General features: G+C 70.7%; 17 protein-coding genes. 10 read left to right on the top strand and 7 right to left on the bottom strand.

Going from position 1 to position 20,829, the window contains the following annotated elements:
• Positions 1-8: 8 nt before the first annotated feature.
• From N8I87_RS16835 to N8I87_RS16825, 3 genes are read right to left on the bottom strand one after another with little or no spacing between them, the layout of a single operon-like run.
• Positions 9-776, bottom strand: a complete 768-nt coding sequence (locus N8I87_RS16835; protein ID WP_263209679.1) for an energy-coupling factor ABC transporter ATP-binding protein — start codon at positions 774-776, stop codon at positions 9-11.
• On the bottom strand, positions 764-1,555 hold the full coding sequence (cbiQ, locus tag N8I87_RS16830) for a cobalt ECF transporter T component CbiQ (RefSeq protein WP_263209677.1): 792 nt from the start codon (positions 1,553-1,555) through the stop codon (positions 764-766). The genes N8I87_RS16835 and cbiQ overlap by 13 nt, the downstream gene beginning before the upstream one ends.
• A gap of 1 nt (position 1,556) precedes the next feature.
• Positions 1,557-2,633 carry an energy-coupling factor ABC transporter permease gene (locus N8I87_RS16825; protein ID WP_263209675.1) on the bottom strand — a complete coding sequence of 359 codons (1,077 nt, stop codon included), beginning with the start codon at positions 2,631-2,633 and terminating at the stop codon, positions 1,557-1,559.
• A 174-nt stretch (positions 2,634-2,807) separates the two neighbouring features.
• On the opposite strand from N8I87_RS16825, the gene N8I87_RS16820 reads away from it, so the two are divergent.
• Positions 2,808-3,161 carry an SsgA family sporulation/cell division regulator gene (locus N8I87_RS16820; protein WP_263209673.1) on the top strand — a complete coding sequence of 118 codons (354 nt, stop codon included), beginning with the start codon at positions 2,808-2,810 and terminating at the stop codon, positions 3,159-3,161.
• Positions 3,162-3,183: 22 nt separating this feature from the next.
• Here the strand turns inward: N8I87_RS16820 and N8I87_RS16815 are convergent, their stop codons facing one another.
• The 3 genes from N8I87_RS16815 to N8I87_RS16805 form a co-directional block, all read right to left on the bottom strand.
• Positions 3,184-4,848, bottom strand: coding sequence for a penicillin-binding transpeptidase domain-containing protein (locus N8I87_RS16815; RefSeq protein WP_263209671.1), 1,665 nt, complete (start codon positions 4,846-4,848; stop codon positions 3,184-3,186).
• Positions 4,849-4,953: 105 nt separating this feature from the next.
• Positions 4,954-6,573, bottom strand: coding sequence for a penicillin-binding transpeptidase domain-containing protein (locus N8I87_RS16810; RefSeq protein WP_263209669.1), 1,620 nt, complete (start codon positions 6,571-6,573; stop codon positions 4,954-4,956).
• A gap of 112 nt (positions 6,574-6,685) precedes the next feature.
• Entirely contained in the window at positions 6,686-8,428 is a 1,743-nt protein-coding gene (locus N8I87_RS16805) for a dolichyl-phosphate-mannose--protein mannosyltransferase (protein ID WP_263209667.1), read from the bottom strand.
• A 96-nt stretch (positions 8,429-8,524) separates the two neighbouring features.
• Between N8I87_RS16805 and rsmI the strand changes: the two genes are divergently transcribed.
• From rsmI to N8I87_RS16775, 6 genes are all read left to right on the top strand, one after another.
• The gene (gene rsmI / locus N8I87_RS16800; protein ID WP_263209665.1) at positions 8,525-9,376 is read left to right on the top strand and encodes a 16S rRNA (cytidine(1402)-2'-O)-methyltransferase; all 852 of its coding nucleotides are present in this window, start codon (positions 8,525-8,527) and stop codon (positions 9,374-9,376) included.
• A gap of 245 nt (positions 9,377-9,621) precedes the next feature.
• Entirely contained in the window at positions 9,622-10,026 is a 405-nt protein-coding gene (locus N8I87_RS16795; protein WP_263209663.1) for a hypothetical protein, read from the top strand.
• A gap of 47 nt (positions 10,027-10,073) precedes the next feature.
• A complete protein-coding gene (locus N8I87_RS16790) occupies positions 10,074-10,952 on the top strand; it encodes a TatD family hydrolase (protein WP_263209661.1) in 879 nt (292 codons plus the stop codon).
• Between the two features lie 110 nt (positions 10,953-11,062).
• A complete protein-coding gene (locus N8I87_RS16785) occupies positions 11,063-12,358 on the top strand; it encodes a resuscitation-promoting factor (RefSeq protein ID WP_263209659.1) in 1,296 nt (431 codons plus the stop codon).
• 59 nt (positions 12,359-12,417) lie between these two features.
• Positions 12,418-13,287 (top strand): 16S rRNA (adenine(1518)-N(6)/adenine(1519)-N(6))-dimethyltransferase RsmA, encoded by an 870-nt coding sequence (rsmA, locus tag N8I87_RS16780; RefSeq protein WP_263209658.1) that lies wholly within the window; start codon positions 12,418-12,420, stop codon positions 13,285-13,287.
• Positions 13,284-14,177, top strand: coding sequence for a 4-(cytidine 5'-diphospho)-2-C-methyl-D-erythritol kinase (locus N8I87_RS16775; protein WP_263209657.1), 894 nt, complete (start codon positions 13,284-13,286; stop codon positions 14,175-14,177). The genes rsmA and N8I87_RS16775 overlap by 4 nt, the downstream gene beginning before the upstream one ends.
• Positions 14,178-14,190: 13 nt before the next feature.
• Here the strand turns inward: N8I87_RS16775 and N8I87_RS16770 are convergent, their stop codons facing one another.
• On the bottom strand, positions 14,191-14,787 hold the full coding sequence (locus N8I87_RS16770) for a Uma2 family endonuclease (RefSeq protein WP_263209655.1): 597 nt from the start codon (positions 14,785-14,787) through the stop codon (positions 14,191-14,193).
• 157 nt (positions 14,788-14,944) lie between these two features.
• On the opposite strand from N8I87_RS16770, the gene N8I87_RS16765 reads away from it, so the two are divergent.
• From N8I87_RS16765 to N8I87_RS16755, 3 genes are all read left to right on the top strand, one after another.
• Entirely contained in the window at positions 14,945-16,753 is a 1,809-nt protein-coding gene (locus N8I87_RS16765; RefSeq protein WP_263209653.1) for an ABC-F family ATP-binding cassette domain-containing protein, read from the top strand.
• Between the two features lie 233 nt (positions 16,754-16,986).
• A complete protein-coding gene (locus tag N8I87_RS16760) occupies positions 16,987-18,798 on the top strand; it encodes an outer membrane protein assembly factor BamB family protein (RefSeq protein ID WP_263209651.1) in 1,812 nt (603 codons plus the stop codon).
• A gap of 55 nt (positions 18,799-18,853) precedes the next feature.
• On the top strand, positions 18,854-20,767 hold the full coding sequence (locus N8I87_RS16755) for an outer membrane protein assembly factor BamB family protein (protein ID WP_263209650.1): 1,914 nt from the start codon (positions 18,854-18,856) through the stop codon (positions 20,765-20,767).
• Positions 20,768-20,829: the final 62 nt, after the last annotated feature.

Below are 20,829 nucleotides of genomic sequence, written 5' to 3'. Positions count from 1 at the left end.
GAAACGTGTCAGGTCCGCTCGGCGGTGGCCGGAACGGACCTCGGGTCGAAGCCGAACGGCAACTCAAGGCGGTGGGCGCGCATCAGCGTGTCGTTGGACAGGAGCTCGCCCGTCGGGCCGTCCGCGGCGATCACACCGTCGCTCAGGATCAGCGAGCGCGGGCACAGTTCCAGTGCGTAGGGCAGATCGTGCGTGACCATCAGGACCGTGACGTCCAGCGAGCGCAGGATGTCGGCCAGTTCGCGGCGTGAGGCCGGGTCCAGGTTGGAGGACGGCTCGTCGAGGACGAGGATCTCCGGCTCCATCGCAAGGACCGTCGCGACCGCGACCCGGCGGCGCTGGCCGAAGGACAGATGGTGCGGCGGCCGGTCGGCGAAGTCCCGCATACCGACCTGCTCCAGAGCCGTGCGCACCCGCTCCTCCAGCGCGGCCCCCTTCAGACCGGCCGCGGCCGGACCGAACGCCACGTCCTCCCGCACGGTCGGCATGAAGAGCTGGTCGTCCGGGTCCTGGAAGACGATGCCGACCTTCCGCCTGATCTCGGCCATGTGCTCCCGGCCGACCGGCAGCCCGGCCACGGTCACCGTGCCGGTGCCGCCGCCCAGGATGCCGTTGAGGTGCAGCACCAGGGTCGTCTTGCCGGCGCCGTTCGGGCCGAGCAGCGCGACCCGTTCGCCGCGCTCGATCGAGAAGTCCACGCCGAACAGCGCCTGGTGGCCGTCGGGGTACGCGAAGGCCAGCCCGGCCACTTCCAGCGAAGGTTTCACAGGATCCATCCCAGCAGACAGACGACGAGGGCGGCGCAGGGGAGGGCGAGGGCGTACGACCACTGCGCCCGGGACGCGGTCACCTCGTCGATGACCGGCATCGAACTGGGGGCACCGCCCACACGTTTGGTAGTGGGGGAGTATCCCCGGCTCACCATGGACAGATGCACACGCTCGCCGCGCTCGTAGGAGCGGATGAAGAGCGCGCCGGCCGACTTGGCGAGCACTCCCCAGTGGCGTACGCCGCTCGCCTCGAAGCCGCGCGACTCCCGGGCGATCCGCATCCGGCGCATCTCGTCGGTGATGACATCGCCGTAGCGGATCATGAAGGACGCGATCTGGACGAGCAGCGAGGGGAGTCTGAGGCGCTGCAGGCCGAGGATGAGTTCACGCAGCTCGGTGGTGGCGGCCAGCAGCACGGAGGCCGCGACGCCCAGCGTGCCCTTGGCGAGCACGTTCCAGGCGCCCCACAGGCCGTTGACGCTCAGCGACAGGCCGAGGACGTCCACCCGCGCGCCCTCGGCCACGAACGGCATGAGCACCGCGAAGGCGACGAACGGCACCTCGATGAGCAGCCGCTTGAGCAGGAAGCCGGCGGGCACGCGCGCGAGGTATGCGACGTACGCGAGCAGTACGGCGTACAGCCCGAACGCCCACATCGCCTCGCGCGGGGTCGACACCACGACCACCACGAAGGCGAAGACGGCGGCCAGCTTGGTGTGCGGCGGCAGTGTGTGCACGGGGGAGTGCCCGTGCCGGTAGAGCCTGTGCGCGTGTCCGGCCCCCATGTCAGACGCCCGTGCTCGCCGTGCTCGCCGTGCTCGCCGTGCTCGTGGGCGAGACGTCGTTCGTACGGCGCCTGCGCACCACCCAGAACACGGTGCTGCCCGCGACGACCGTGACCCCGACGCCGATCACACCCGCGAGTCCGCCGGAGAGACGGGAGTCGGAGACATCCTTCACGCCGTAGCCGGCGAGCGGGGAGCCGTCGGACGCGTGCTTCTCGGCCTTCTGGTCGATGCCCTTGTCGTGCGCGACCTTCTCCAGGCCGTCGGGGTCGGCGGAGGCGTAGAAGCTGACGAACCCGGCGAGCACCAGGGACGTGACCAGGCCGGTGATCCACAGTGTGCGGTGCGAGCGGGCGGCGGCCGCGACGGGGACCGGCCGGACGGCGGGCGCGTCGACGAGTTCGCCGTTCACCCGCAGCTTCAGGCGCTGCTGGAGTCCGCGGGCGCCGTACACGAGGTCCGGCCGTACGGCGATGACGGCGCCGACCGTGAGCGCGGTGATCGCGGCCTCGCCGATGCCGATGAGGACGTGGACGCCGATCATCGCGGTGGCGACCTTGCCGATGGCGACGTCGGTGGTGCCGCCGACCGCGTAGATCAGCGTGAAGGCGACGGCCGCGGCCGGGACGGAGAGGACGGCGGCGACGAAGGAGGCGACGGTCACCGAGCGCCGCTTGCGGGGGAGCACCTTCACCAGGCCGCGGAAGACCGCGTACGACACGACCGTCGTGACGATCGCCATGTCCGTGATGTTGACGCCGAGCGCGGTGAGGCCGCCGTCCGCGAAGAGGATGCCCTGCATGAGCAGGACGACGGAGACACAGAGCACGCCCGTGTAGGGGCCGACGAGTATCGCCGCGAGGGCGCCGCCGAGCAGATGGCCGCTTGTTCCGGCCGCGACGGGGAAGTTGAGCATCTGTACGGCGAAGATGAACGCCGCCATCAGTCCGGCAAGCGGGGCGGTGCGCTCGTCGAGCTCGCGGCGCGCGCCGCGCAGACTCACGGCGAGGGCGCCGGCTGCGACCACTCCGGCGACCGCGGAGGTGGGGGCGTCGATGAATCCGTCAGGTACGTGCACCGTTTGATTTTAGCGGCTTGTTGCGAACGTCTTGCAAGAGCGAGGAGCTGGTGTGTGCGTATCGACACCAAGATGCGCAGGGTTCAATGAGCACAATATGGGAAATATGCGACATTGAAGTAGGGGCGGAGGCATGACTTCCGCACAGGTGACGCAGCGTGAGAGGGCGATCCGATGTCCGTAGTGGAACAGTACGCCCGTGCCCACATAGTCACGGAAGAGAACGTGAACATGCAGGAGGAACCGGCGGTCCCGGTCGTCCTGCGCTACGACCCCGACGCGGATCCCCGGGCGGTGCGGGTCGGACTTCCCGGGCCGCACGAGTGGACGTTCTCCAGAGCGCTGCTGGAACAAGGGCTGCGGGCGCCGGCCGAGAGCGGGGACGTACGGGTGTGGCCGTGCGGCCGGGTCCAGGCCGTGGTGGAGTTCCACTCCCCGGGCGGGGTCGAGGTGGTGCAGTTCGAGTCGAAGGCTCTGCTGCGGTTCCTGAGGCGGACGTACATGGCCGCCGAGCCCGTGCCCCATTGAGGGCCCGGCCGCCCGCCGGGGCTCAGCTGCCCATCTTCAGCAGTGCCGCCACGATCGGTCCCGCCGTGTCGCCGCCGTGCCCGCCGGCCTGGACCACGCCCGCGGCCGCGAGGTCACCGCGGTACGCGGTGAACCAGCCGTTGGGCTTCTTCTGGCCGTCGACCTCCGCCGAGCCCGTCTTGGCGCCGTAGTCGGGGCCGAGACCGGACATCGCCTCGGCCGCCGTGCCGTACGCGGCCGTGTACCGCATCAGTTCGCGCAGCTGGGAGAGCGTTCCTGCGGACAGGGTGCGGCCGGCGGTGGCCGTCTTGCGGTGGTCCACGCTCGGGGAGACCAGATACGGCTGGTGGAAGACGCCCGCCTTGATGGTCGAGGCGACCGACGCCATGTTCAGCGGGTTCATCCGCACCCCGCCCTGCCCGATCAGCGAGGCCGCCATCTGGGCCGCCGACTGCACCGGCACCGACCCGTCGAAGGTCGGGACGCCGATCGCCCAGTTGTTCATGGAAAGACCGAAGACCTGCTGGGCCTGGTTCGTCAGGTCGGCGTTGCCGAGCTTCTTCGCCTGGCTGATGAAGGCCGTGTTGCAGGAGCGGGCGAAGCTCGCCTTGAACGTGCCGCCCTTGATCTCGAAGTCGTCGTCGTTGTGGAAGGTCCAGCCGCCGTACTTCACCGTCTTCGGACAGGGGTGCTCCTTGTCCACGGACGCCAGATGCTTGTCGATCAGCAGTGACGAGGTGATGACCTTCATCGTGGAGCCGGGGGCCAGCGAGCCCTGGAAGGCCGTGTTGAAGCCGTGGCTGGTGTTGGCCACCGCGAGGATCTCCCCGTTCGACGGGCGCATGACCACGACCGAGGCCCGCTTCTGCTTGGTGACCTGCTTCTCGGCGGCCGCCTGGAGGGCCGGGCTCAGCGTCGTCCTCACCGTGCCCGGGGTGCCCTTGCCGAGTTCCACGAGCGTCTTGTCGGAGAGCTTGTCCGCCGTGGACGCCTTGCCGCGCGCCACGCGCAGCTCGACGCCCGCCTTGCCGCCCGCGGTCTTGCCGAACTTCTCGCGCAGCCCGTCGAGCACCGTCCCCAGGGAGGGGTACTTCGCTGCGGTCAGCTCCCCTCCGTCGCGGTCCAGCGCCTTGATCGGCGGGGTGCCTGACTCGCCGGTGACCAGCTTGTCCCCGTCCTTCAGGTCGGGGTGAACGACGGAGGCGTGCCAGTCGACCAGCGGCTTCCCGTCGCGGGCGCGGCGGACGACGGTGAGCGAGCTGTCGTAGGCCAGGGGCTTGCTGATGCCCTTGTAGGTGACCGTGCCCTTGACGGAGAAGGGGACCTTGGCGCCGGTGCGGGTGCCCGCGGTGAGCGTGACGTCCTTGATGCGGGCGTCCTTGGTGTAACCGGTGAGCTGGGCGGTGGCGGCGGCGGAGTCGTCCGTGGTGGCCGCGGCCAGGTTCACCCTGCCCTGCTGCCAGGCCGTGAGAAAGCGCTCGGCGGTGGTCCGTACCTCGGTCGCGGACAGCGGGCCGGTCTTCACCGTCTTGTGGTCGCCGGTGGCGCCGGCCTGTCCCTCGGCCGCCGCGCCGCCGTAGAGCAGATAGACGCCGAGGCCCGCGCCGCCGACGACCGCGGCGATCATTCCGCCGATGACCGCGGGTCTGGTGTTCCGTCGTTCGACGACGCGCCTTCTCTTGCCCACTGCCTCAGTTCCTCCGCGAATTCCCCAGGGTCCCCGCCGCCCTCGTAGCCCTCACACTCCCCAACGACACCACACACCCTAGAGTCCCTTCCTTTACGGGTGACTTCAGCCTCCCGTCCGTAGCACAGCTGCGACAATCGGCCCGGCCGCGTCGATGCCGTGGCCGCCGTCCTGGGTCATGGCCGCGGCCGCGACGTCATTGCGGTATCCGGTGAACCAGCTGTTGGACCTGGTCTGTCCGTCGACCTCCGCGGAGCCGGTCTTCGCGCCGATGCTGCCGCTCAGGCCGCGCATCACACCGGCCGCGGTGCCGCTGACCGCGGTGCGGTTCATCATCGAGCGCAGCTGCTGGACCGTGCCGGCCGTGAGGCCCCGGGCCGTGGCCAGCTCGCGGTCGTCCAGCTTCCGCGCGACGATCACCGGCTGCCGGAAGGTGCCCGTCATCGCGGTCGCCGTCACCGAGGCCAGGTTCAGCGGGCTCAGCTGCACCTGGCCCTGACCGATCATGTTGGCGGCCGTGTCCGGGCCGCCGGAGGCGGGGACGCGGCCGTCGAAGGAGGGTATGCCGACCTTCCAGTTGCCCTGCCCGAGCCCGAAGCGCTGCTCGGCCTCCTTGGTGAGGGAGTCGACCTTCACCTCGTCCGCGTACTTCACGAACGCCGTGTTGCAGGAGCGGGCGAAGCTGTCGGAGAGCGTGGCGTGCTCGTCCGGGGCCAGGCCCTTGAGGTTGCTGAAGGTCTGGCTCTGCCAGGTGGCGGTCGGCGGGCAGGGCGCCGGGCCGGTCGCCGTCGTGATCCCGTTGTCGATGAGCGTCGCCGCGCTGACGATCTTCATCGTGGAGCCGGGCGCCAGCGTGCCGAGGAACGCCGCGTCGAACCCGTCGTCACGGTGGTTGGCGACCGCCAGCACCTCACCGGTGCTGGGCTTCACGGCCACCACCGAGGACTCGGCGTACTTGGTCACCGCCGTCTCGGCCGCCGCCTGCGCGCTCGCGCTGAGCGTCGTCGGCAGCCGGCCCGCCCTGCCCTTGGCCAGGGTCAGCAGGGTCGTGTCGGCGGCTCCCTCGCCCTGGTGCCGGATGGCCAGCTCGATGCCGGGTGTGCCGCCCGCCTTCTCGCCGTAGCGGCTGCGCAGCTCGTCCAGGATGGGGCCCAGGGACGGGTACTTCTCCTTCGTCAGGACCTTGCCGTCGCGGTCCACGGCCTCGATGGCGGGGCTTGCCGAATCGCCGGTGACCAGCGTGTCGCCCTGCTTCAGCTTCGGATGGACGACGGACGGCTGCCAGTCGACGAGCGGCCGGTGCGTCGTCTCGCCGCGCACCACGGTCAACTCGCTCTCGTAGTCGAGCGGCTTGGACTTCCCGTCGTACGACACCGTCGCCCGGACCGTGAAGGGCACGGTCGCGCCGGTCGCCGTGCCGGGCGTGATGCTCACCTTGGTGATGTGCGCGTCCTCGCCGTAGGCCGTCAGCAGCGTGCCCGCGGCCTCGGCGTTGTTCGTGTACGACGCGGCCGTCGCCGCCTGCCCCTTCTCCCAGGCCGCGAAGAACTTCCGCGTGGTGTCCCGCACCTCGTCACCGGTGGGCGGCCCGGTCCGCACCGAGCTCCCGCCCGCTGCCCCGTCCCCGCTGAGCGTGGACAGAACGTTGTACGCCCCGTACCCGGCCCCGCCCACCAGCGCGGCGAACACCCCGCCCACGACAGTGACCTTGACCCCCTTGCGCATGCCGGAATCCCCTCCCCCGTCCCCCGTTCCAGTCCTCGAACTGTAGGTGGCACAAGAGGGAACTGTGAGGATTGTTTTCGGATATTGTCCGAACGGAGATCAGAAGCGTGACTCAGACCCAGGTATCCAGCCACATACGTGAACGCCAGGAATCGATGGGGAGGGCTGTGCCGGTGTAGAGCGGCCAGAAGTAGATGAAGTTCCAGGCGATCAGCAGGACCAGGACGCCCGCGGCCGCCGTGCCGATCACGCGGCGGGTGTCGCTGGAGCCGGGTGGGCCGATGATCGCGCCGATCAGCATGGCCACCGCCAGACACAGGAACGGGACGAAGACGACCGCGTAGAAGAGGAAGATCGTGCGCTCCTGGTACATGAACCAGGGGAGGTAACCGGCCACGATGCCGCAGGCGATGGCGCCCGCGCGCCAGTCGCGGCGGAAGGCCCAGCGCCACAGGACGTAGAGGATCGCGAAGCAGGCCGCCCACCACAGCACCGGTGTGCCGATGGCGAGGACCTCACGGGCGCACTTCTGGCCCGCGTCCGCCGGGCAGCCGTCCGCGCCGGGCGAGGGCGACTCGTAGAAGTACGAGACCGGGCGGCCCAGGACGATCCAGCTCCACGGGTTCGACTGGTACGTGTGCGGGGACGACAGGCCGATGTGGAACTTGTACACCTCGTGCTCGTAGTGCCACAGGCTGCGCAGCCAGTCGGGCTGGGAGGCCCACATGCCGCCCTTGCCGTCGGTGGCCGCCCAGTTGCGGAAATAGCCGCCGGTGCCGTCGGTCGGGGAGAGGATCCAGCCGATCCAGGAGGTCAGGTAGACGGCGACGGCGACAGTGGACATCGCGCACCACGCGATGAGCGACTCGGCCACGAACACGACGGAGAGCCGGCGGTCGGCACCCGCCACCTTGCGTGCGCCGACGTCCCACAGGATGGTCATCACGATGAACGCGGCCAGGAAGTACAGGCCGTTCCACTTCGTGCCGATCGCGAGCCCCATCGACACGGCCGCCGCCCAGCGCCAGGGGCGCAGCCCCAGCCACGTGGTCCTCGCGATGTACGCGTCGGGCCGGGCCCGGCCGTCCGCGTCGACCGGGAGCGCGGCGGCCAGTCTCGCGCGTGCCCTGTCCCGGTCGATGACCAGGCAGCCGAAGGCAGCGAGCACGAAGAACATCAGCACGCCGTCGAGCAGCGAGGTGCGGCTCATCACGAAGTGCAGCCCGTCCACCGCCATCAGCGCGCCGGCCAGACAGCCGAGGAACGTCGAGCGGAAGATACGGCGCCCGATCCGGCACAGCAGCAGCACGCTCAGCGTGCCCAGCAGCGCCGTCATGAACCGCCAGCCGAACGGGTTGAACCCGAAGATCAGCTCGCCGAGTCCGATGACGTACTTGCCGACCGGCGGATGCACGACATAGGCCGCGTCCGACGGGATGCCGACATGCCCCGCCTTCTGCAGGATCAGGTCGTTGGCGTTCTTGTCCCAGTTGACCTCGAAGCCGCGGTGGACGAGCGCCCAGGCGTCCTTGGCGTAGTACGTCTCGTCGAATATCACCGCTTTCGGGCTGCCCAGGTGCCAGAACCGCATCAGGCCCGCCATCAGCGTCACCAGCAGCGGACCGCCCCAGCCCGACCAGCGGCTGATCCGCTCGGCCAGCGTCCGCGGCACGCCCAGGACCAGCCACAGCCGCGGGCTGGGCTCCACGTACGGCGGCACCAGCCGGTCGAGGACATCGCCGCCTCTGTGCCCCGCCGGGTAGCCGAAACGGCGCAGCCGTTGCTGCCACGACGGTCGCTGATCGTGCGGTGCCTGGCCCTGCCGGGTGTCCGTGGAGGACGCGGTACTGGTCACCGCGCCATCGTAGGGAAACGTTCTGTGTGAGTCCCGCGCATGGGCGTCTCGGTTGGTGTGCGTTGCGTTTCCCCGGGCCCTGGGAGGATGGGGAGCGTGACTGGAACCCTTGTTTTGGCGGGCACCCCCATCGGCGACATCGCGGACGCGCCGCCCCGGCTCGCGCAGGAGCTGGCCGGCGCGGACGTCGTCGCCGCCGAGGACACCCGGCGGCTGCGCCGGCTGACGCAGGCGCTGGGTGTGACGCCCAAGGGCCGTGTGGTGTCGTACTTCGAGGGCAACGAGTCGGCCCGCACGCCCGAGCTGGTCGAGGAGCTGCTCGGCGGGGCGCGTGTGCTCCTCGTCACGGACGCCGGCATGCCGTCGGTCTCCGACCCCGGCTACCGGCTGGTCGCCGCGGCCGTCGAGAAGGAGATCCATGTCACCGCGGTGCCCGGACCGTCCGCCGTGCTCACCGCTCTCGCGCTGTCCGGGCTGCCCGTCGACCGGTTCTGCTTCGAGGGGTTCCTGCCGCGCAAGGCGGGCGAACGGCTCTCCCGGCTGCGCGAGGTCGCCGAGGAGCGGCGCACCCTCGTCTACTTCGAGGCCCCGCACCGCCTCGACGACACCCTCGCCGCGATGACCGAGGTGTTCGGCGTCGAGCGGCGTGCCGCCGTGTGCCGGGAGCTGACCAAGACGTACGAAGAGGTACGGCGCGGACCGCTCGCCGAGCTGGCCGCCTGGGCCGCGGAGGGTGTGCGCGGCGAGATCACCGTCGTCGTCGAGGGCGCCCCCGAGCGCGGCCCCGAGGAGCTCGGCGCCGAGGAACTGGTGCGCCGGGTGCGGGTGCGCGAGGAGGCGGGCGAGCGGCGCAAGGAGGCGATCGCCGCGGTGGCCGCGGAGGCGGGGCTGCCCAAGCGGGAGGTGTTCGACGCGGTCGTCGCGGCGAAGAACGCGCAGGCGTCGTGAAGGGGCTCACACCGGGCTCACATCCCCTCTGAGCAGGCTGCTTCTCCCATGAGCGCGCGCCCCATGTGTGGGCAAAGGGTAGTTGCGGAAGGCAAAGCCCAGACCCGGTACCCAGGGCCGGTATGGCAAGGAAAGTCCAAATCGCCTCCAACACTCGACAGGCCGGGTGCGTTCGCGTCGGTGAAGGCGTCCACTGGTCGAAGGGACGCACCCGTCCCTTTGTCCAGCGGACCCGAGGAGCTGGCATGAGTGAGATCGCAGGGCAGACCGGCCTCCGCGGTACGGCGAGCGCAGTCGTTCACGAGTCGTATTCCTTCGCCTGTATGCGATGCGGGCACGGCTGGGAGCAGTCGTACGCGATAGAGCACCACACGGACGCCGACGGCCATGAGTTCGTCACGTACGTGGCGAACGGCACCGTCGTCCCGTCCCCGCTGAGCCGGCCCAGCTGCCAGAACTGCGACGGCCACGTCGTACGGATCATGCGGCCGGGGCAGGTCTCGTCGGTTCGCAGCGCGGCGCGGCCGCACCCGCACGGGACGCCGCCCGAGGCCGCGGCCGAGACGCCCGAGGCGCCCGCGCAGGCCGAGGAGCACCACCACTGGCATCTGTCCGATCTCCTGCATCCGTTCCACCGCAGGGCGAGCTGAACCCCTCGCCCGGCCGAGGCGGCATGCCCCTTTCGTAGGATCGGGGCATGCCTTCGAACGCCGACAAGAACGCGGCGCCGCCGCTCCCGGAGCCGCTCCGGGTGCCCGTCGCCGACTCCCACACCCACCTCGACATGCAGTCCGGCACCGTCGAGGAAGGCCTCGCCAAGGCCGCGTCGGTGGGAGTGACGACGGTCGTCCAGGTCGGCTGCGACATCAAGGGCTCGCGGTGGGCCGCTCAGACGGCGGAGGCGTACGACAGCGTCCACGCGACCGTCGCCCTGCACCCCAACGAGGCCCCGCGCATCGTCCACGGCGACCCGGACGGCTGGTCGCGGCAGGGCGCGCGCGAGCCCGGCGGCGACGCGGCGCTGGACGAGGCGCTGGCCGAGATCGACCGGCTGGCCGCTCTGCCCCAGGTCAAGGGCGTCGGCGAGACAGGCCTGGACCACTTCCGCACCGGGCCCGAGGGCAAGGCGGCCCAGGAGCGGTCCTTCCGTGCCCACATCGAGATCGCCAAGCGGCACGGCAAGGCGCTGGTCATCCATGACCGCGACGCCCACGCCGACGTCCTGCGCGTCCTCAAGGAGGAGGGCGCGCCCGAGCGCACCGTCTTCCACTGCTACTCGGGCGACGCCGAGATGGCCGAGGTGTGCGCACGCGAGGGCTACTACATGTCCTTCGCCGGGAACGTCACCTTCAAGAACGCCCAGAACCTCCGCGACGCCCTCGTCGTCGCCCCGCTGGAACTGGTCCTCGTGGAGACCGACGCGCCCTTCCTGACGCCTGCGCCGTACCGCGGACGGCCCAACGCCCCGTATCTCGTTCCGGTCACCGTGCGCGCGATGGCCGCCGTGCGCGGTATCGACGAGGACGCGCTGGCGACCGCCCTGGGGGCGAACGCGGCCCGCGCCTTCGGCTACTGATCGTGCGTTCGGTGGGCAACAGTCCGTAATCGAACGACTTTGGAGAGTAACGCCCGCTCCGCTAGGTTCTGGGGGCCCGATCCGGACCCCTCTGGCTCCCTGGAGCGTGCGTGAGCAAGTCGCAGTACGAGACGTACGGCCCCGACCCCTTGGTGCACACCGCGGAGACGCTGCCCTACGGGATGTACGAGGCCCCTCCGTACCAGGCCTCTCCGTACGAGGACACCTACCGGCCCTCCTACGAACGGCAGGTGCTGCCCCGGACGCACGGGCGAGCCGCGCGGCGGCGCCGGGCACGTTCCGCCGCTCGGTCGGAGTCCACCGTGCGCCGACTGGTGCCGCAGGCCCTGGTCGTCGCGTTCCTCGCCGGCGGCACCACCGCGTTCGTCGCCAAGGACAAGGCGGTCGAGCTCACCGTCGACGGCAAGCCGCGCACGCTGCACACCTTCGCCGACGACGTGACCGAACTGCTCGCCCAGGAGGGTGTGCGCGTCGGCGCGCACGACCTGGTGGTGCCCGCTCCCGGCACGGCGCTCGCCAGCGGCGACGGGGTCGAGGTGCACTACGGGCGCCCCCTGTGGCTCACCCTCGACGGCCAACGGCGTGAGGTGTGGACGACGGCGCGCACCGTGGACGAGGTGCTCGCACAGCTGGGCGTGCGCGCCGAGGGCGCGTACCTCTCGGCCTCGCGCTCCCGGCCCATCGGACGCGCCGGGCTCACGCTCGACGTACGCACCGAACGGGCCGTCACGATCATGGCGGACGGCCGGGCCCGGGTCATCCGCACCAACGCGGCGACCGTCCTTGAGGCCGTCGAGGAGGCCGGGGTCACCCTGCGCGGAGAGGACACCACGTCCGTCCCGCCCGACAGCTTCCCGCGGGACGGGCAGACGGTGACCGTGCTGCGGGTGACCGGAGCCCAGGAGGTCCGCGAGGAGGCGATCCCGTTCGACGTGGCACGCACCGTCGACCCCGCGCTGTTCCGGGGCACGGAGGTCGTCGAGCGGGCCGGGCAGCCGGGGCTGCGGCGGGTCGCCTACCTCGTGCGGACCGTCAACGGGGTCCGGCAGAAGCCGCGCCTGGAGCAGTCCGAGGTCGTGCGCGAGCCGCGCACCCAGGTCGTGAAGGTGGGCTCGCGGCCGCATCCGCCGTCCGTGCAGGACGCCGACGACCTGGACTGGGACGGCCTCGCGGAGTGCGAGTCCGGCGGCCGGCCCCACGCGGTGGACCCGTCGGGGACGTACGGCGGCCTCTACCAGTTCGACTCCCGCACCTGGCACAGTCTCGGCGGCAAGGGACGCCCGCAGGACGCGTCGGAGGACGAACAGACGTTCAGAGCGAAGAAGCTGTACGTGCAGCGGGGGACCAGCCCCTGGCCGCACTGCGGGGACCGGCTGCGCGGCTAGGGGCCGTGGCCCGGGGCACCCTGGCGATCCCGGCGGCCGCACCCCCGTACCCTTGTCCCGTGAGCAGCCCCACCCCAGACGCCCTCCTCGGCCCCGCCGACATCCGTGAGCTCGCGGCAGCGCTGGGCGTGCGGCCCACCAAGCAGCGCGGCCAGAACTTCGTGATCGACGCGAACACCGTCCGCCGGATCGTCCGTACCGCCGAGGTCCGCCCCGACGACGTGGTCGTCGAGGTCGGCCCGGGGCTCGGCTCCCTCACCCTCGCGCTGCTGGAGGTCGCCGACCACGTCACCGCCGTCGAGATCGACGACGTCCTGGCCGCCGCGCTGCCCTCGACGATCGCGGCGCGCATGCCGGAGCGCGCGGACCGGTTCGCGCTGGTCCACTCCGACGCGATGCACATCGCCGAACTGCCCGGCCCCGCCCCCACGGCCCTCGTCGCGAACCTGCCCTACAACGTGGCCGTCCCGGTGCTGCTGCACATGCTCGACACCTTCCCCGGCATCGAGCGGACGCTGGTGATGGTGCAGTCGGAGGTCGCCGACCGGCTCGCCGCCGCGCCCGGTTCGAAGGTGTACGGCGTGCCCTCCGTCAAGGCCAACTGGTACGCCGAGGTGAAGCGGGCCGGGGCCATCGGCCGCAATGTCTTCTGGCCCGCGCCCAACGTCGACAGCGGGCTCGTCTCCCTGGTCCGGCGGGCAGAGCCGATCAAGACCACCGCCTCCAAGCGCGAGGTCTTCGCCGTCGTCGACGCGGCGTTCGCACAACGGCGCAAGACCCTGCGGGCCGCGCTCGCCGGCTGGGCGGGCTCCGCCGCGGCCGCCGAGGCCGCCCTCGTCGCCGCCGGCATCTCGCCGCAGGCACGCGGGGAGTCGCTGACGGTCGAGGAGTTCGCGCGGATCGCCGAGCACAAGGAGTCTGCCAAGTGAGCGTCACGGTACGGGTTCCGGCCAAGGTCAACGTCCAGCTCGCCGTGGGTGCCGCGCGGCCGGACGGGTTCCACGACCTGGCCAATGTCTTCCTCGCGGTCGGGCTGTACGACGAGGTCACGGTCACCCCGGCTCAGGAGCTGCGCGTCACCTGCGAGGGACCGGACGCGGACCAGGTCCCCCTGGACCGCACCAACCTCGCGGCGCGCGCGGCGATCGCGCTCGCCGCGCGGCGGGGCATCGAACCGGCCGTGCACATCCACATCGACAAGGACATCCCGGTCGCCGGCGGTATGGCGGGCGGCAGCGCGGACGGCGCGGGCGCGCTGCTCGCCTGCAACGCGCTGTGGGGTACGGGCGCCTCCCGTGCCGAACTCCTCGCCATCTGCGCCGAGTTGGGCAGCGACGTACCCTTCGGCCTGGTGGGCGGCGCGGCCCTGGGCACCGGGCGCGGGGAACAGCTGACGGCCCTGGAGGTCGGCGGCACCTTCCACTGGGTGTTCGCGATGGCCGACCGCGGGCTGTCGACCCCGGCGGTGTTCCGTGAGTTCGACCGGCTCGGCGAGGGACTCGACATCCCCGAGCCCGTGGCCTCGGGGGACCTCCTCGACGCTCTCGCCAAGGGCGACCCCGACGCTCTCGCGGCCACCACCTCCAACGACCTCCAGCCGGCCGCGCTGTCTCTGTTCCCGGAGCTGGCCGACACGCTCGCCGCGGGCCGCGGGGCGGGCGCGCTCACGGCCCTCGTCTCGGGTTCGGGCCCGACCACCGCGTTCCTCGCCCGCGATGCCGAGTCGGCGGAGAAGGTCGCGCAGGCGCTGCGGACGTCGGGGACGTGCAGGTCGGTACGGGTGGCTACGGGGCCTGCGGCGGGGGCGACGGTGCTCTGAGGGCGGGGTCCGCTCAGAGTTCGTCGATGGCGGTCAGGTCGATGTCGATGGTGTAGGGCTTGTCGACCTTGACGCGGTCGCGGTACGTGCCGATCGAGCGGTACAAGCCCGTGCCCCTGGTCTCCGACAGCTCGAAGACCTCGACCGCCGGATGCTTCTCGGCCCCGGCCATTTCCACCAGCCAGTAGTACCGGATGCCCGCCTCTGCGTATTTGTGTGTCTTGGTGAGCCGATCGCGGGCTTCGGATTCCGGGGAGACGACCTCGACGGCGAGTACGACGTCCTTTCCCTCGAAGTACGTCTGTTCCGGCCCGGTCTTGGCGGCGGCCCTGATCACCGAGATGTCCGGCTCGGGTCCGTTGCGCCGGTCCAGCACTACGGTCATTTCGCGGACGACCTTCAATTCGGGAGGCACAGTGCGGCGCAGGCCGCTGGCCAGCAGGTCGATCGCGGCGAAGTGAAAGTAGCGCTGCGGACTCACGAGGACCAGGCTCCCGTCGATCAACTCGGTGTGCGGCGGGAGATCAGGCAGTGTGAGCAGGTCGTCCACGGTGTAGCCGTCCAGCGGGGGCATGCGCCATCCGGACTGCTCTGCGGGCTGGGCTGTCATGGTTCCTCCCATGGACAAGATCCTGGTGCCTGTCCTCCACCGTAGCCGCCGCATCCCGATCACGTCATCACAAAGAGTGACAACCCCCTCGCTCCCCGCCCCCACCCCCGCAGGCCCTAGGCTAGAAGGCTGACCGACCCCCCTGCGCAGGAGTGAAATGGCCGTCAACCTGGTCAATGTCGAGAACGTCAGCAAGGTGTACGGCACCCGTGCGCTGCTGGACGGTGTCTCGCTCGGGGTGTCCGAAGGGGACCGCATCGGGGTCGTCGGGCGCAACGGCGACGGCAAGACCACCCTCATCCGGATGCTCGCCAAGCTGGAGGAGGCCGACACCGGGCGGGTCACCCACTCGGGCGGTCTGCGGCTCGGCGTGCTCACCCAGCACGACTCCCTCGATCCGGCCGCCACCGTCCGCCACGAGGTCATCGGTGACATGGCGGACCACGAGTGGGCCGGGAACGCCAAGGTCAGGGACGTACTGACCGGGCTGTTCGGCGGGCTCGACCTGCCCGGCTTCCCGAAGGGGCTGGACACCGTCATCGGGCCGCTGTCCGGTGGTGAGCGGCGGCGCATCGCGCTCGCCAAGCTGCTCATCGAGGAGCAGGACCTGCTCGTCCTCGACGAGCCCACCAACCACCTCGACGTCGAGGGCATCTCCTGGCTGGCCCGGCATCTGCGAAGCCGCCGCTCCGCGCTCGTGTGCGTGACGCACGACCGGTGGTTCCTCGACCAGGTGTGCACCCGCATGTGGGACGTCCAGCGCGGTGATGTCTACGAGTACGAGGGCGGCTACTCCGACTACGTCTTCGCCCGCGCCGAGCGCGAGCGCATCGCCGCCACCGAGGAGACCAAGCGGCAGAACCTCGTCAGGAAGGAGCTGGCCTGGCTGCGCCGCGGCGCGCCCGCCCGTACCTCCAAGCCGCGCTTCCGCGTCGAGGCCGCCAACGAGCTGATCAAGGACGTGCCGCCGCCGCGCGACACCAGCGAGTTGATGAAGTTCGCCTCCTCGCGGCTCGGCAAGACCGTCTTCGACCTGGAGGACGTGAGCATCCAGGCCGGACCCAAGGTGCTGCTCAAGCACGTCACCTGGCAGCTCGGCCCCGGCGACCGCATCGGCCTGGTCGGCGTGAACGGCGCCGGCAAGACCTCGCTGCTGCGCGCCATGGCCGACGCGGCGTGGACGGAAGGGGAGGCGCAGCCCGCGGGCGGCCGGGTCACCGTCGGCAAGACCGTCAAGCTCGCCTATCTGTCCCAGGAGGTCGGCGAACTCGACCCGAACCTGCGGGTCCTGGAGGCGGTGCAGCGGGTGCGCGAGCGCGTCGATCTCGGCAAGGGGCGCGAGATGACGGCCGGACAGCTGTGCGAGACGTTCGGCTTCAACAAGGAGAAGCAGTGGACGCCGGTGGGGGACCTGTCCGGCGGTGAGCGCCGCCGCCTGCAGCTGCTGCGGCTGCTGATGGACGAGCCGAACGTCCTCTTCCTCGACGAGCCCACCAACGACCTCGACATCGAGACCCTCACCCAGCTCGAGGACGTCCTCGACGGCTGGCCCGGCTCGATGATCGTCATCTCCCACGACCGTTTCTTCGTCGAGCGCACCACCGACCGGGTGTTCGCCCTCCTCGGCGACGCCACCCTGCGGATGCTGCCGCGCGGCATCGACGAGTACCTGGAGCGGCGGCAGCGGATGGAGGAGGCGGTCGCCGCCTCGGCCGCCGCCGCGGCACCCAGGGCCGCCGCCGCGGAGAAGAGCGCCGCCGACCAGCGCGCCGCCAAGAAGGAACTCCAGAAGATCGAGCGCCAGCTGGACAGGATCTCCGAGAAGGAGGCCAAGCTGCACGCGCAAATCGCCGAGAACGCAACAGACTTCGCGAAGGTCGCCGAACTGGATGCGCAGCTGCGGGACTTGGCGGGCGAGCGGGAGGACCTGGAGCTGCGGTGGCTGGAACTGGCGGAGGACGCCTGACCTTTCATCTCTCGGGCGCAGGGGGCGCGTGCGCTGCGTGAAGGGGGCGTGAAGGCGCATAACGACGGCATCACGGGCCGGTCCTCCCTTGGGAACAGGGGTGGGCACGGCCCCGTGTGCTGTCTGTACCGGGTGATAGAAAGAGCCGTCTGAGAACTTTCTGAGTACGACCTTGGGTCCGTCACGAACCTCAGGGCGTGGCTAAAAATCAGTGAACGAGGGGGAGAGCGCTGATGACTCAGCCGCCCAACCAGGCGCCGCAGCAGGGTGGTTTCGGAGTGCCGCAGGACCAGCCGCCACAGGGCGGCGGCTTCGGGCCCCCGCAGACGCCACCCGCGCAGACGCCGCCCGCGCAGGGAGGTTTCGGCGCCCCCCAGGGCACTCCGGCGTCCCCGCCTCCGCCGGCCCAGCCGCCCCAGCAACCGCAGCAGCCGCAGCCGGGCTACGGCTACCCGCAGCAGCCCGGCCCGTACGGGCAGCCCGGTCCCTATGGCGCCCCCGGCGGATACGGGCAGCCGCAGCAGCCGGGGCCGTACGGACAGCAGCCCGGTTACGGCTACCCGCAGCAGCCGCAGTTCCCCGGCGCGCCCGGCACCCCGCCGCCCGGCGGCTCGAAGAACCCGTTCAAGGGGAAGCCCGCCGTGATCACCGCGGCCGCGGTGGCGGCGCTGCTGGTCGTCGGCGTGGGCATCTACGTGGCCAGTGGCGACGACGGCAACAAGAAGAAGCCCATCGCCCAGCAGAGCGGCGACTCCAAGCCCACGGGCACTGCCGACCCGGTCAACCCCGGTGACGGCAGCGGCGACGGCGGCTCGGACCCGGAGAACCTCAACGAGGGCCGTAAGCCCGGCGAGGCCAAAGTGCTCTGGTACAAGACCGCTCCGGACGCGCCCGGTTCCGGCGCCGACGCCCCCGGTATGTGGATCACCGGCAGCACGGCGGTGAAGGCGGCGTACAAGCAGGTCTTCGCCTACCGCGTCGGCAACGGCGACCCGGCCTGGTCCCCGATCACCTTCGCGCAGAAGATCTGCGCCGTCACCCCGGTGAAGTCGGCCGACGACAAGGTCGTCGTGGCGTACATGAGCGGCACCAGCGACCGCGCCAAGTGCAACCAGCTTCAGCAGATCGACCTCGACACCGGCAAGAAGGGCTGGAGCGCCACGGTCGCCGACGGCGCGCTGTTCGACAGCACGCTCAGCCTGGAGCTGACCATCGCGGGCAAGACGCTGATGGTGGGCCGCTCGCAGTCGGGCACGGCGTACGACCTCGCCAGCGGCAAGAAGCTGTTCGACAAGAAGCGGTACGGCACCGACTGCTTCCCGACCGCGTTCGCGGGCGGCACGAATCGGCTGATCTCCGTGGCCTCCTGCGACGCCACCGGCAGCAACGAGCACGACGAGATCCAGGAGCTCGACCCGGTCACCGGCAAGGCCCGGTGGACCCAGCCGGTGAAGAAGGGCTGGACGGTCGCGCGGACCTATTCCGTCGACCCGCTCGTGGTCTATCTGACCAACGAGGACAAGAAGGCCTGGAACATCTCCACCTTCACCAGCGCCGGCAAGTTCCGCTCCGAGGTCAAGGTCGACGAGAAGTTCGCCCCGCAGTGCGGCTGGGCGATCCTCGAACGCGACCTCCAGGGCTGCCAGGGCGTGGCCGCCGACGCGAACAACCTCTATCTGCCCACCGACTCCACCAGCGGCGCCAACGAGATCGTCGCGATCAGCCTGGCCACCGGCAAGGCCGCGTGGCGTGTGAAGTCCCCGGCGGACGAGTCGATGACGCCCGTCAAGGTCGAGGGCGGCCAACTCGTGGCCTACGTCCACCCGTCGTACGACGCGGGCGGCCAGGTCGTGTCGATCCCCACCACCGGCACCGCCCACACCACGACGAAACTGCTGCAGAACCCGCAGGGCACCGCGGAGATCGAGGACGGCTTCTTCGACGGAGCGATCGACTGGGCCGACGGACGCTTCTACATCTCGTCCACCCGGCTCAACGGCAACGACGACACGAAGGAGAAGCTGATGCTTGCCTTCGGCAAGTGAGCCCGGTCCCTACCCCGCTTCTCCTCCGTCCCCGTCCTTCCGAGGTACATCTGTCATGACCCAGCCGCCGCCCCCGCCGCCCAACCAGCCCCCGCAGCAGGGGGGTTTCGGCCCGCCCCAGGACCAAACGCCCGCGACGCCGCCCGCGACGCCCACGCCGCCGCAGGCCACCCCGCAGACCCCTCCGGCCACGCCGCCGGCCACCCCGCCGACTCCGCCGGGTCTCCAGAAGGCGCCGGAGCCGGGCTACGGCTATCCGCAGCAGGCCCCGCAGACGCCGCCTCCGCCGCCGCCCGGCTATGGATACCCCCAGGCCCCGCAGGGCGCCCCCCAGACGCCCCCGGGCTACGGCTACCCCGCCCAGCCGCCGAACCCGTACACCCAGCCCAACGCGTATGGACAGCAGCCCGGTTACGGGCAGCAGCCGGGCTATGGACAGCAGCCCGGTTACGGCTACCCGGGCCAGCCCACCATGCCGCTCCAGCCGCAGCCCGGGGCGCCGGGCGGGGGCGGGCGGAAGGTCAACTCCTCGCTCGTCATCATCGTCTCGGCCCTCGTCGTGATCGCCCTCATCGTCGGCGGCGGCATCTGGTACGCGAAGTCGTCCGGCGACGACGGCAAGAAGCACGACACCGCGAGCTCCGGCGGCACCACCGGCGGCAAGAACGGCAAGGGCGACAACGGCGGCGGCGGGGGCACGACCTCGGGCGGCAAGGAGAAGGTGCCCTCCGACCCCGCCTCCAAGATCAGCTTCAAGGTCCCGCTGCCCGAGGCGGACGACACGGTCGTCACCACCGGCTCCTGGCTCACCGACAAGGTGTACGCCAAGAGCGGCATCGCCCAGATCGTCGGCTACGACCCCGACAGCGGCAGCAAGCTGTGGACGATCGACCTGCCCGGCCCCGTGTGCAACGCGACCACCCACGTCACCTCGGACAATCTGACGGCGATCACCTTCCAGCCGAAGATGCCCGCGAAGAGCTCCTCCGCGGGCTGCAGCCAGGTCGCGGCCATCGACCTCGACGCGGGCAAGAAGCTGTGGACGAAGACGGCCAAGTCCGGTGACTACCCGATCAACTTCGACAATGTGACGGTCGCCCAGCGAACAGTCGCGGTCGGCAGCACCAATGGCGGCGCCGCCTTCGACATCGACTCCGGCAAGGTGCTCTGGCAGCCGAAGCCGACCGACACCTGCTACGACGCCGGGTACGGCGGCGGCGACAAGCTGGTGGCCGTGCGCAAGTGCGGTCAGTACGACAACCGCCAGCTGCACATCCAGACCATCGACCCCAAGTCGGGCAAGGTGATCTCCGAGTACAAGATGACCTCGGGCATCGAGTACGCCAGCATCGTCTCGACGAACCCGCTGGTGGTGGCCGCCGACGTCGGCGACAGCGCGGGCGACGGCAGCGGCATCTCGGACTACTTCTCCATCGACGACAAGACCGGCCGGCTGCGCGCCAGGATCAACGCGCCCGGCGACTCCTACGGCGGCCGCTGCGACGGCATCTCCCGCATCGAGTACTGCAAGGAGATCGTGGTCGGCAACGACAAGCTGTACGTGCCGACCGAGGAACACGACGGCAAGGGCGACTACAGCAAGACCAACGAGGTCGTGGCGTTCGACCTCGGCACCGGCAAGCAGACCGGCCAGCGCGCCGACGCCGGCGACGGCTACACGATCACCCCGCTGCGCATGGACGGCGGCAACCTGATCGCGTACAAGCGCCCGCCCTACGACAAGGGCGGCCAGATCGTCAGCATCGACGGCGGCTCCTTCAAGGAGACCAAGCTGCTGGAGAACCCGGCCGACCGGGACGTGAGGGACGCGGAGACCAGCATGCTGCCGGACTACGCGGAGATCCTCTACTCCCAGGGGCACCTCTACATGTCGGCGGTCTTCGCCCACAAGACGAACTCCGCGTACGGCAAGGAGTACCTGGCGGTCGCGTTCAGCGCGGGCGGCTGATCGCGCGCCCCCCGTTCGACGGCCCCGCCCCTGCTCAGGGGCGGGGCCGTTCACGTACCGCT

This window comes from Streptomyces sp. HUAS 15-9 (assembly GCF_025642155.1).
GTDB lineage: Bacteria > Actinomycetota > Actinomycetes > Streptomycetales > Streptomycetaceae > Streptomyces.
Note: the sequence above shows the minus strand (reverse complement) of the source record. Positions and strands in the feature narration are given on the sequence as shown.

Coding starts and splice junctions, on each gene's coding strand:
- N8I87_RS16835 (WP_263209679.1), bottom strand. CDS start 776: ATGGATCCTGTGAAACCTTCGCTGGAAGTGGCCGGGCTGGCCTTCGCG.
- cbiQ (WP_263209677.1), bottom strand. CDS start 1,555: ATGGGGGCCGGACACGCGCACAGGCTCTACCGGCACGGGCACTCCCCC.
- N8I87_RS16820 (WP_263209673.1), top strand. CDS start 2,808: ATGTCCGTAGTGGAACAGTACGCCCGTGCCCACATAGTCACGGAAGAG.
- N8I87_RS16810 (WP_263209669.1), bottom strand. CDS start 6,573: ATGCGCAAGGGGGTCAAGGTCACTGTCGTGGGCGGGGTGTTCGCCGCG.
- N8I87_RS16795 (WP_263209663.1), top strand. CDS start 9,622: ATGAGTGAGATCGCAGGGCAGACCGGCCTCCGCGGTACGGCGAGCGCA.
- N8I87_RS16790 (WP_263209661.1), top strand. CDS start 10,074: ATGCCTTCGAACGCCGACAAGAACGCGGCGCCGCCGCTCCCGGAGCCG.
- N8I87_RS16770 (WP_263209655.1), bottom strand. CDS start 14,787: ATGACAGCCCAGCCCGCAGAGCAGTCCGGATGGCGCATGCCCCCGCTG.
- N8I87_RS16765 (WP_263209653.1), top strand. CDS start 14,945: ATGGCCGTCAACCTGGTCAATGTCGAGAACGTCAGCAAGGTGTACGGC.
- N8I87_RS16760 (WP_263209651.1), top strand. CDS start 16,987: ATGACTCAGCCGCCCAACCAGGCGCCGCAGCAGGGTGGTTTCGGAGTG.
- N8I87_RS16755 (WP_263209650.1), top strand. CDS start 18,854: ATGACCCAGCCGCCGCCCCCGCCGCCCAACCAGCCCCCGCAGCAGGGG.